The 12,022-nt window shown below is 37.8% G+C and carries 7 protein-coding genes and 3 tRNA genes; 9 read left to right on the top strand and 1 reads right to left on the bottom strand.

The genetic code is table 11. The features are described 5' to 3' along the window. Positions 1-116 precede the first annotated feature (116 nt). Positions 117-5,093 carry an AAA domain-containing protein gene (locus tag AAX15_RS06225; RefSeq protein WP_230599596.1) on the top strand — a complete coding sequence of 1,659 codons (4,977 nt, stop codon included), beginning with the start codon at positions 117-119 and terminating at the stop codon, positions 5,091-5,093. Next, positions 5,090-6,478, top strand: a complete 1,389-nt coding sequence (locus AAX15_RS06220; RefSeq protein ID WP_046939579.1) for a hypothetical protein — start codon at positions 5,090-5,092, stop codon at positions 6,476-6,478. The genes AAX15_RS06225 and AAX15_RS06220 overlap by 4 nt, the downstream gene beginning before the upstream one ends. Before the next feature lie 189 nt (positions 6,479-6,667). Here the strand turns inward: AAX15_RS06220 and rimO are convergent, their stop codons facing one another. Then, positions 6,668-8,005, bottom strand: coding sequence for a 30S ribosomal protein S12 methylthiotransferase RimO (gene rimO / locus AAX15_RS06215; RefSeq protein WP_046939578.1), 1,338 nt, complete (start codon positions 8,003-8,005; stop codon positions 6,668-6,670). A 152-nt stretch (positions 8,006-8,157) separates the two neighbouring features. Here rimO and AAX15_RS06210 point away from each other — a divergent pair, with 152 nt between their 5' ends. The 7 genes from AAX15_RS06210 to AAX15_RS09540 form a co-directional block, all read left to right on the top strand. Then, complete coding sequence (locus AAX15_RS06210) at positions 8,158-8,874, top strand: MgtC/SapB family protein (protein ID WP_046939577.1); 717 nt, start codon at positions 8,158-8,160, stop codon at positions 8,872-8,874. Between the two features lie 165 nt (positions 8,875-9,039). Continuing rightward, on the top strand, positions 9,040-10,155 hold the full coding sequence (asd, locus tag AAX15_RS06205; RefSeq protein ID WP_046939576.1) for an aspartate-semialdehyde dehydrogenase: 1,116 nt from the start codon (positions 9,040-9,042) through the stop codon (positions 10,153-10,155). A 78-nt stretch (positions 10,156-10,233) separates the two neighbouring features. Beyond that, entirely contained in the window at positions 10,234-11,178 is a 945-nt protein-coding gene (locus AAX15_RS06200; protein ID WP_046939575.1) for an alpha/beta fold hydrolase, read from the top strand. Positions 11,179-11,293: 115 nt separating this feature from the next. Then, positions 11,294-11,388: transfer RNA gene (locus AAX15_RS06195), tRNA-Ser, on the top strand. Positions 11,389-11,408: 20 nt separating this feature from the next. Then, positions 11,409-11,485 (top strand) — tRNA-Arg (locus tag AAX15_RS06190). 56 nt (positions 11,486-11,541) lie between these two features. Beyond that, positions 11,542-11,618, top strand: a tRNA-Arg gene (locus tag AAX15_RS06185). Positions 11,619-11,714: 96 nt separating this feature from the next. Further along, a partial coding sequence (locus tag AAX15_RS09540) for a DUF5389 family protein (protein WP_046939615.1) occupies positions 11,715-12,022 on the top strand: 308 nt, incomplete at its 3' end.

Below are 12,022 nucleotides of genomic sequence, written 5' to 3'. Positions count from 1 at the left end.
TATTTCATAATTTCTAAAATGGAATTGTGTAAGTATTCTATATAAGTCTTATATATTAAGAAAATCTATAACATGTTAAAATAAAAGCATTTAATCATACTAATAGGGTAATAGCTATGGCGATAATGGAAGTACAAGATTGGGGCGGAGGTTTAACTCAACATGAGGTTGAGGCTATTGAAAAAATCAAGCAGGCTTTTCAAGCTTCTGAAAATAATAAGAAAGTAAAAGGACAGGGATTTGACACATTAGAATCCCTCAAATCCATTTTCCCTTGGAAAGGATACTCGGGCTTTCGCTTTGCTGATGTAAAAGAGCGTAAAGAAGGCGAATTTGATTTGGTTATTGTTACTCATTGCAATGTGTTGATTATTGAGTTGAAACATTGGAATGGAACAATTATTTGCCGTCAAGATAAATGGTATTTGAACGATAAAGATATGGGGCGTTCGCCTGTTTCTATTACACGAAACAAACAATTTATGCTGGAAAAGAAATTGGATAAATTCAAACAGCAATTTACCAATAAAGGCTTTCGTCCACAGATCCATTTTTTAGTTGTGATGACAGGCAACGCAGATTTCAGCCAACTGCCAGACAATGAAAAATTGCACGTTGTAACATTAACTGAATTTTTGCAATTAAAAGATGAAAAGCAATTCAACGCACGTTTCCGCCCGCATCCTGATAGCAAAACTTTAAATCAGGATTTTGAATTATTTGATAAAAAAATCTTTAGTAGCAACACGGTCAAACCGAAAAATATCAGCATTGACGGATATTATGCAGAAGACACGCCTATTTTTTCTCACCCAAAACATATTTATCAAGAATATCTTGCCCAAACCGAAAATAAAAAGCACCAAGACCAAGCCTTATTACGCCGTTGGGATTTCACTAAAATCAACCGCTCTGAAGCTCAAACACCTGACGGGCGTTATCGCCTAGTCAGCCGTGAATACGATGTATTGCACCATATTAAATTAAAAAATAAAGACTTGTATTACGCTTGCTTGAATTACAAATCTACCCCGCCGCAAAAAGGTGAAATCACTGCGGAACATATTGATTTATTTGAGCTGTTTCCACAACAGAAACGTTTTGACCAATTTGTCAGCGGATGCAATGGTGAAAATTTAAGCACGGAACGCCGTTTGGGATTAGTGCAATTATTGTTGGATAAATTTGCCCAGTTACACAAAATCGGTATTGCTCATCGTGATTTGGGCAATCACAGCATTTGGCTGTCAGCAGATGACAAAATTACGCTATCGGGGTTTGCAACCGCCTATTTTTCATCTGAAGAAACGGTTGGCGACATTCGTGAGATTTTGGAAGTCTCCGGCGATTTGGCAAAATCTCATTTTCCACTTTCTGACGGCATCAAACTCACGCCATACCAATATGATGTACGTTCTTTGGCTGTTTTGGCATGGCATATCATTCAGGCTAAGCGCATTTCACAAATCAGTCTTGATGAAATGAAAAATAAATTAGCAGACGAAACCGCATGGTATGCCGAAATTTTGCGTACGGCGTTGTCTGATATACCTTTTAAAAGTGCGGTGAATTTTTTAGATAAATTTAATCAAGCCAAACCTGAACAGGCGGTGGATTTTTCATTTGATTTTACGAAATTAGAGCCATTCACGCTCGACATCAATCATTCACGTACTTATCGTGAAGATGATGATTTTATTGTAGAAACCAGTGAGAAAGAAGTTTACCGTTCCAATGGTTTGTTGGTTAAAGCATGGCTGAATGCAGATCCGCAAACCGATAATTCAAAAGCCAGAGTGGTTTTGAATTGGCTGGAAAATATGGCAAAACTGGCAAATCTGTCGCCTGATTATTTACCGAAAATCCGAGAATTCGGTATTGCCAAAAAATCAGGCTGCCTTTTTGCAGCAAGTGATTTTATTGACGGGTATACTTGGCAAGATATTTGTAAACTTGATTTATCGGATAAACAAAAACAGACTCTTATCCATCAATTTATTCAAAGCATTGAACATTTACACAGTCTAGGTTTCACACATGGCGATTTGAAACCTGACAATGTGCTGGTAACGATTGAAGATGATTCTGTTCAACTGTATATTTTGGATATATTGGATTTCTCTTCAAACGGGCAAAGTCAGTTCAATACCGAATATTCGCCGGAATTTGATTATTCAACAGAGAAACAACGCGATAATTTTGCCGTGATGAAAATGGCGTGCGAATTATTGGGCGTTGAATGGAATAGGCGATCTGAAAGTTTTGTTGAAGTTGCTGAAGTGATACGGCAAGAGTATTCAGATAGCAAAACTGCGTTTATTTCGTTGGCTCGTTTTAAAGAGGCTCTCAATCCCAAACCGGCTACACTGATGATTGACATTACAGTAGGCGGGCGTGAGTCGTTTTTACCTATTGAAATTTACCCTGAGAATGGTGAATTATTTGTTCAATTTAAAGAAAGTCAAAAATACCCAAATGAAGAAATAGATATTACATTTATTGGATTAGGCGGAAAATTTACCGCTTTTTATACCATTGCTGAGCAACAATTCCGACACGGATTATCTCCATTTGAACGCTATCATATTAGTCGAAATGATCGTGATGATAGCAAATGTAGTTTGCAAATCGGATTGAATATCACACATAGCAATTATAGCAATTTAGATAAACTTAATGATTTTATTGCGGGCAGTACAGAATTTAAGAACGCTATTATTCAATTTGTCCAAGAGCACTTTTTCAAACAGCCTGAAAAAGAACAAGCTGAAAATAACGAGAATTTTGAAGCCGAACCTGTTGATAGTATTGCAGAAGAAACAGTTATCGAACAACGCCCTAGTATTCAAAAACTTTGGCAGGCAATTTTAGATACTGAAACTGAAGCCTTACCGTCCATTACGGCCAGTGAAGCCTTGCAAAAAACAGAAAATGGGGGCTGTTATATTCCCTATGACGGTGAAATCAGTCCACTAGATCAATTCAAACGGGATGAAGTTGTTGAGGCTATTGGAAAAAGTGAAGATGGAGAAAAAACCTTTAAATATGGCGAAGTAGATATTGTGCAAAGCCAGTTGAATGAATTACATCTTAAGCCTAAAAGTTTACGTAATTCAGCAAGTAATATTCAAGCAGATATGCCAATTTATTTGCAAAGTAAACAGAACAAAGCGTCTTACACTCGCCGTAAAAATGCCTTACAACGCATTCTAGATGGTGAAAGTGCGGTAAAAAATCTAGTGCATTATTTTGATGAACATTGCAACTTGCCGTCTGAAAAATATGAGATTCATGTCAGCGATGAAGAATTTAAACGCTATGACCAGCCTGAAAAAAATGTAAGTCTGAATGAAGCACAACGTATTGCCTTTCAACGTTTGATTGCCAATGGACCATTATCTTTATTGCAAGGTCCACCAGGAACAGGGAAAACAGAATTTATTGCCGCATTTGTACATTATTTATTTGATGTGCAAAAGGTTCGGAATATTCTACTGGTCAGCCAATCACATGAAGCAGTCAATACTGCTGCCGAACGTATCCGCAAACACTGTCAGCGTTTGGGTACAGATTTGCAACTGGTGCGGTTCAGTAACCGCGAAATTGCTGATTCCGAAATATTGGAAGATGTATTTTCCCCCAATTTGGTCGGACAAAAACGGGCACAGTTAAATGTGAACAAGATTAGCAATATTTGCCAACTTGGGCGCAGCATGGGGCTACCTGAAGACTATTTGCGCGAACGTGCCGAATTAGCGTTTGATATTGGCGTGCAAATTCGTCGTTATCAAAAAATTGTCAAATCATCAAAAGATGAAACCGTTGATGAAGATGAAAAACGTTTACGCAAAAAATTAGAAAAAAGCATTAAAGAACAAGCCCAAGCAATGGGGCTACATGAATTGGTTGAAATTGACGAAATCCTGCCAAAATTTATCAGTGAATTGGATCACAAGCATAATATTCAGCCGATTGAAAATATCCAAGCAGGTAAACTGATTGATTTAACCCAAGATATGCTGGAAACCCTATCTAACGAACGCACCAATTATGATGAATTTTTGGCTCGTTCCCGTCAGCTTGTGATTGGCACTTGCGTAGGTATCGGGCAACGCCATATCGGCATTGCCGATAATCTTTATGACTGGGTGATTGTGGACGAAGCCGCACGTTCTATTTCCAGTGAATTGGCGATTGCTATGCAGTCAGGTACGCGCATTCTGCTGGTTGGTGACCATAAACAACTACCACCTTTGTATTCGGAAGAGCATAAAAACGCACTTGCCCGCCGATTAGGGATTTCCAAGCGCGGTGAGGAATTAGATCAAGCATTAGGCAGTGATTTTGAACGCGTTTTCCTATCCGAATATGGAAAGCAAACTTGTGCCACACTCAAAACACAATACCGTATGGCTCCTGCGATTGGCAGTTTAGTATCAGCATGTTTTTATGAAAATGTTTTGGAAAACGGTAAAACTGACAATGATGTGCCTAATATTTATTTCAGGCTACCTGAAAAGATAAAATCCTGCGTAACATGGTTAGATACAACTTCATTACCACATACGTATCATGAACAAGGCAAAAGTGGTAGTTTATCCAACCGCGCTGAAGCCGATGTAATTATTGGGATATTACAAGACTTGGCAAACGATGAAACGTTTATGAATAGTGAACCTGTACAAAAATGCTTGGAGAAAAACGAACAAGCTATTGGTGTAATTTGCATGTACGGCGAACAGAAGAAACTGATTCGTAAAAAATTGAAGGAACGCAGTTGGAATGACGACTTCCGCCGCTTAGTTAAAATTGATAGTGTAGATAGTTATCAAGGAAAAGAAAACCGCGTGATTATTTTGTCATTGACCCGTCATGATAAAGCATGTAGCACAGGCTTTTTGCATCTACCAAATCGTATTAACGTAGCACTATCTCGGGCTATGGATAAACTTATTATCGTTGGTGCAAAAAACATGTGGGAACATCCAAAAAACAGCAAAACTCCATTGGCAAAAGTTTTACGTTTTATACAAAAGCAAAATAATCCGCAAGATTACGCAATTAAGATATTAAAAAACGGAGCAAAAAAATGAGTAAACAAAACATAACTTACAATCAAATTGATTTTGTGGTTAAGGCTCCGCGTTTTCGTATTGTGTTTTCCTATATGAGCGATAAAGGCGTGGCATTTGTACGGGAATATTTGCTTCGCTTATTAAAAATAACGCCATGCAAACCTGCACAAATTGCCCAATATTTCGGATTTAACCAATACGAAACTGAAGTTGCCCTCGCTGATTTGGAACAACATAAATGGATTATTTGGCAAGGTGACGGCTTGATTGAATTATCGGCAGAAGGGCTAAGACTGTTTCAAGACAACCAAGACTCTCCCCACATTCCCATTTTAAAAGAATGTAGTGGTGAATATCGTATGGAATTATTAGATAGTAATTTTCTGAAAAAAAATGACTGTGATAAAAATCGCCAGCAAGCTATTGAGCTAGCTATCGAACCAAAGGTGTTATCAGAAAGTAGTGAAATTGCACAAAAAACATTTCAAAATCGCTTTCGCCAGCTAATAGAAGATGAAATTGTTGAAGTTAAAAATGAAGTAGGAGAAATTGAAAAGGATATTTCACTATATAAGATTGATGTTATTGAACCCAAAGGTGTGCCTGATTATTTCCGTTTCACGCAACAATTCGAGTTATTACCTGAAACAGGACAAGCTAAAGAACGTAATGATCTGCCGATAATTACTCATCAAGAAAACATTCAGCAAGCTATTACTGCACAACTGGAGCAATTTGATCGTCATGATAATTTGCGTGAACTGCGTAATAGTATGGCTGAAATTAGTGATGACGATACTTTAGTGCTATTCGGCAGAACATTGGACTTTAACGAATTTTTAAAAGTTTATCAGGAGCATGAACAACAAAATGGCTTGTATTTTCTAGGGCAAATTTATCATCAAGAAACCTTGTTCCAACAAATTAATAAAATTTTAGATAAATCAAACAAAAAATTATCTAAAAAACTCTATTGGTTGGCACCAAGCGATATTTACTGGGGAAAACAACGGAAAATTCACGACAAAATTCAAAATTTAATAGATAAACAAAAAAATGGCTATGATTTCCGTCTGTATCTACCTTTGCCTTCTGAACGAAGTCGCCATGAAAAACAAGAATGGCTAAATCATTTTAAAGATACATCAGATAAAGTACTTTATGGATTCTGTGAAGGTTTCTTAGATGGAAATACTGAAATTCTATTTCTAGAAGATAAATTTGCTGTGGTTTGTTATCACGCAAAACTATCTTCTTATCCTGTGACATTGCCTATTGGGTTTATGACTACGCAAAAAAATACAATAAAAAGTATTGCTAGTTTGGTAAAGAATTATCTTAATTCACCATTATTTGAATCTAATGAAGATGGGACTAAGGATTTTGGGTTACTTCATACTTGACTATTAATCAATAACGTCTTTTTATAATAATTATGAATAATCGCTTTATTTAGATAAAGCGCGTCCAAACGGCGGATTTCTAAGGAGATTTGCAAAAGCGCTTTAAAATTTTACTGCTCTTAGTCATAAAAAAATCCATCTTCAATACGAAGATGGATTTTTTGTTTATTTCGTTGAGATTGTTATTATTTAACAACTTCCCCACAAATCATATTCATCAGAATTTGTGATAGTTACTTTAATTATGTCACCGACTTTTACATTGATTCCGCTTAAATTATCTACATAAACTAACCCATCAACTTCAGGGGCATCTGCTTTGGAGCGGCCAATAATGCCTTCTTCGTCAATTTCATCCACTAATACATCAAGAGTTTTACCGATTTTTTGTTTTAAACGGTTTGCAGAAATTTCCTGTTGTAATTGCATGAAACGATGGAAACGTTCCTCTTTCACATCTTCTGGTACTTGGTCAGCCATCTCTGTTGCAGGTGCGCCTTCAACTGGGCTGAATTTGAAACAGCCTACGCGATCAAGTTGGGCTTCTTTTAAGAAATCGAGCAATAATTGGAAATCTTCTTCTGTTTCACCTGGGAAACCGACAATGAAGGTGGAGCGTAATGTTAAATCTGGGCAAATTTCGCGCCATTGTTTAATGCGTTCTAAAGTGCGGTCAATGCTGCCCGGTCTTTTCATTGCTTTTAAGATTTTCGGGCTGGCGTGTTGTAATGGAATGTCTAAATACGGCAAGAGCGTGCCGTCAGCCATTAATGGAATTAAATCATCCACATGTGGATAGGGATACACATAATGTAAGCGAACCCAAATGCCAAGTTTGCCAAGCTGTTTACAAAGCGTCATTAAATCATTTTTAATTGGCATGCCATTCCAGAAAGCCGTTTTTACACCACCCTCTTGGCGTTTTAAGTCCATGGAATAAGCGGAAGTGTCTTGTGATACCACAAGCAATTCTTTTACGCCTGCTTCGGCTAAACGTTTTGCTTCGTCCAAGACTTGCGTAATAGAACGGCTTTCTAAATCACCACGCATAGATGGAATAATACAGAACGTACAACGGTGATCACAGCCTTCAGAAATCTTCAAATAGGCATAATGTTTTGGTGTCAGTTTCACGCCTTGTTTTGGTACTAAACTGGTGTAAGGGCTATGTGTCGGTTTTGGCACGTATTTGTGAACTTGCGCCATGACTGCTTCATAACTATGTGGGCCGCTGACTTCCAAAACTTTAGGATGCACTTCACGAATTTGGTCTTCTTTTGCCCCCAAACAGCCAGTCACGATAACTCGCCCATTTTCTTCTAATGCTTCACCAATCGCTTCGAGAGATTCCTGTACGGCACTATCAATAAAGCCACAAGTGTTCACAATCACTAAATCGACATTTTCATAGCTTGGCACAATGTTGTAACCATCGGTGCGTAGTTCCGTTAAGATTCGTTCAGAATCTACTAAGTTTTTTGGGCAACCAAGGCTTACAAAGCCAATGCTTGGGGTTGAATTTTGCATAAAAATAACCGTTTTTTCGCTCTATAAAATTTCAAACGCAAGATTTTACTCAATTTTCGCAAGAAAGGCGATAAATTAAAGGCTTCGAAGGGTAAAGATTTTAAGCTAAGTGATGTAGAATAGACGATTATGTCGGACTCATTTTTATCATTATGGAAAATTCATCTTTACTTTTAACCGCACTTTTCGATCCTTATCACTTAATTATTTTTAGCAAAATGCTATTGGCGATGGTGCTTGGTAGTGTTATCGGCTTAGAGCGTGAGCTTAAGCGCAAACCTGTGGGCGTGAAAACTTGCGCCATTATTGCCGTCACCACTTGTGTGCTAACGATTGTTTCGATTCAAGCCGCAGAGCATTATGCACAAGTTTCAGAAAATATTCGTACGGATCCGATGCGTCTTGCGGCGCAAGTGATTAGCGGCATCGGTTTTTTAGGTGCAGGAGTGATTTTGCATAAGAAAAATGATGCGATTTCAGGTTTAACCACTGCGGCGATTATTTGGGCTTCTGCGGGGATCGGTATTGCTGCTGGTGCGGGCTTCGTGTTTGATGCGGTCATTGCGACGGTGATGATTTTGGTGTCTATTCGATTAAGTCCGTTGGTACAACGTTGGGTTCATCGTAAATCACAACGTCGTCGGACAAAATTCAATATTCTTGTCAATAGTGCAGAAAGTATTGGGAAAGTCACTCAATTGTTAGTAAATAATCAGTATCGTATTGAACATATACAGGTGAAAGATCAAAGTAGTGGTGAAGTGCGGTTACAAATTCGCTGTTTTTCCATTGATTCCACAATGTTGAAAGATGCGTATGCATTGTTGAAAGCGGAAGAAGGCGTGGTAAGTGTCGAAGTAGATAACTAGAAAAAGAGCGGTCAAGTTAAATTTTATTTTAAATTGACCGCTCTTTTTTATTTCTTATTTAATTTCTTTCGCAAAATGTAAATTTCCATGAAAAATACTTGATTTTGCTAACGCTATCTTGTAATTAATAATTCTATTCAAACACAACAAACTAAGGAAACAACAATGAAAAATGTAGGCTTTATCGGCTGGCGCGGAATGGTGGGTTCCGTATTAATGGATCGTATGTCGCAGGAAAATGATTTTGCGAATCTTAATCCCGTATTTTTTACAACTTCACAAGCAGGTCAAAAAGCTCCTGTATTTGGTGGTAAGGATGCTGGCGAACTTAAAAATGCCTTCGATATTGAAGAACTCAAAAAATTAGACATTATCGTGACTTGCCAAGGAGGCGATTACACCAATGAAGTCTATCCAAAATTAAAAGCAACAGGCTGGGATGGCTATTGGGTTGATGCTGCTTCTGCACTGCGCATGAAAGATGATGCAATTATTGTGCTTGATCCAGTAAACCAACACGTGATTTCTGAAGGCTTGAAAAAAGGCATTAAAACCTTCGTGGGCGGTAACTGTACCGTAAGTTTAATGCTTATGGCTATCGGCGGTCTATTTGAAAAAGATTTGGTGGAATGGATTTCTGTGGCAACTTATCAAGCGGCTTCAGGTGCTGGTGCAAAAAATATGCGTGAATTACTTTCACAAATGGGTTTATTAGAACAAGCGGTTTCTAGTGAGTTAAAAGACCCAGCTTCTTCTATTTTAGATATTGAACGTAAAGTGACAGCAGAAATGCGTTCTAATCGCTTCCCAACGGATAACTTTGGTGCAGCATTAGGGGGGAGCTTAATCCCTTGGATTGATAAACTTCTTCCTGAAACAGGACAAACTAAAGAAGAATGGAAGGGTTATGCAGAAACTAACAAAATTTTAGGTTTAAGCGACAATCCAATTCCTGTTGATGGTTTATGTGTGCGTATCGGTGCATTACGTTGCCACAGCCAAGCGTTCACTATCAAACTGAAAAAAGACTTACCATTAGAAGAAATCGAACAAATTATTGCATCACATAATGAATGGGTGAAAGTGATTCCAAACGACAAAGAAACCACATTGCGTGAATTAACGCCAGCTAAAGTAACGGGTACATTAAGCGTACCGGTTGGTCGTTTACGTAAATTGGCAATGGGCCCTGAATATTTGGCTGCCTTTACTGTGGGTGACCAATTATTATGGGGCGCTGCAGAGCCTGTTCGCCGTATCTTAAAACAATTGGTAGCATAATTGGCAGAGTGCGTGAAGTAAAATCTCACGCACTTTTTCTTTCTTTTGCATGCGTTGATATATCCCATCTAAAAACTTATGAATCGAGAATCCAACTTTACTCAATTTGCCTTTACCGAACTGTTACCTTTTTTCAATCAATTTCCAACGCAATATTTCACTGGCAAAAATAATGTTCAAATCGCTTATCGTCATTTAGCCCACGATAAGAGTGCGGATAGAAAATTGATGATTTTAGTGAATGGTCGTGCTGAAAATATGTTGAAATGGTCAGAGCCAGCTTATGATTTTTATCATCAAGGTTATGATGTGTTGCTATTTGATCACCGTGGTCAAGGCTATTCAACCCATTTGTTGACGGATTCTGAAAAAGGGCATTTAGACGAATTTCGTTTCTATGTCGATGATATGGCGAAAATCATCGAAAAAGTGACCGCACTTTTTAATTATTCCACACAGCATTTGCTTGCTCATTCGATGGGCGCATTGATTGCAACCTATTATTTGGCAAATTGTGATCATCGCATTAATAAAGCAGTGCTTTCTTCGTCTTTTTACGGCATTCCTTTAAAGCACACTATTAGAGATGAACTGATTATTGCTCTGATGAATATTTTAGGGCAAGGCGAGCGTTATGTTTTTGGTAAAGGACCTTATCAACAAGTCCACTTGGAATACAATGAACTAAGTTTCTGTAAAACCAGAATGAAATGGATGAATCGTGTAAATCGTAAGAATCCAGCAATTCATCTTGGCGGACCAACGTTCCGTTGGGTACATCTGTGTTTAAATGCAATTAAACGCTTACCGAAAGTTATTCCTAAGATTGAAATTCCAATCCTAATTTTACAAGCCGAAAAAGAAAAAATAGTAGATAACAAAAATCTTGAAAAATTAACCGCACTTTTTCCGAATGCTCAGTGTAAAGTTGTATTGAACGCGAAACATGAGGTGTTATTTGAGCAAGATGAATTAAGACGGGAAACAATATCTAAGATTTTAGTATTTTTGAATGATGAGTAGATTTTTATTCAAGAATATATTTAATGTGTAGATAAAATATTCAAACAGGTACGTTTTTCAAAAAATGGTTTGACATATTTTCTAAAAAACGTATTATACCGCTCACACCGATTGTGGTGAGATGGCCGAGCAGGCTGAAGGCGCTCCCCTGCTAAGGGAGTATGGGGTTAAAAAGCTCCATCGAGGGTTCGAATCCCTCTCTCACCGCCATTGTTTGTTTTATTTATTCTGCACCCGTAGCTCAGCTGGATAGAGTACTCGGCTACGAACCGAGCGGTCAGAGGTTCGAATCCTCTCGGGTGCGCCATTTTAAAACGGCTCTATCTTATTAAAGTGGTTATGAATAATTAAAGCATCATCTACGCACCCGTAGCTCAGCTGGATAGAGTACTCGGCTACGAACCGAGCGGTCAAAGGTTCGAATCCTTTCGGGTGCGCCATTTCATTTTATTCAAGTCTATTGATTTCCGCTTACTTTCTAATAATCACAGTATTTGTTATATTGTAATTATCTATTATTTGTAAAATTTTAAATTATGACAAGACAATCTTTGCCTCGTGGTTTTAGTTTGTTTTCCTGGGGATTAGCTATTTTTTGTGCCCCTGTATTGTTATGTCCGATGGCTCTGTTGCTTTCAACTACATTTGATAAAAATCCTAGCTTGGAAACTTGGCAAGTTAATTTATTCTCAATATTTTTTTGGATTTATCCTATTATTCTTGCGGTGGTAGCTCGAATTTTATATCGTCTACATCAGAGAAAGCCAAAATTGGCTTTTAAATTATTGGTATTAAGTGCGGTCGTTTTTTATATAGCTTTAATTACGATTTGTAAAATCGGTTT

The organism is Haemophilus haemolyticus, assembly GCF_001008275.1.
Lineage (GTDB): Bacteria > Pseudomonadota > Gammaproteobacteria > Enterobacterales > Pasteurellaceae > Haemophilus > Haemophilus haemolyticus_P.
Note: the sequence above shows the minus strand (reverse complement) of the source record. Positions and strands in the feature narration are given on the sequence as shown.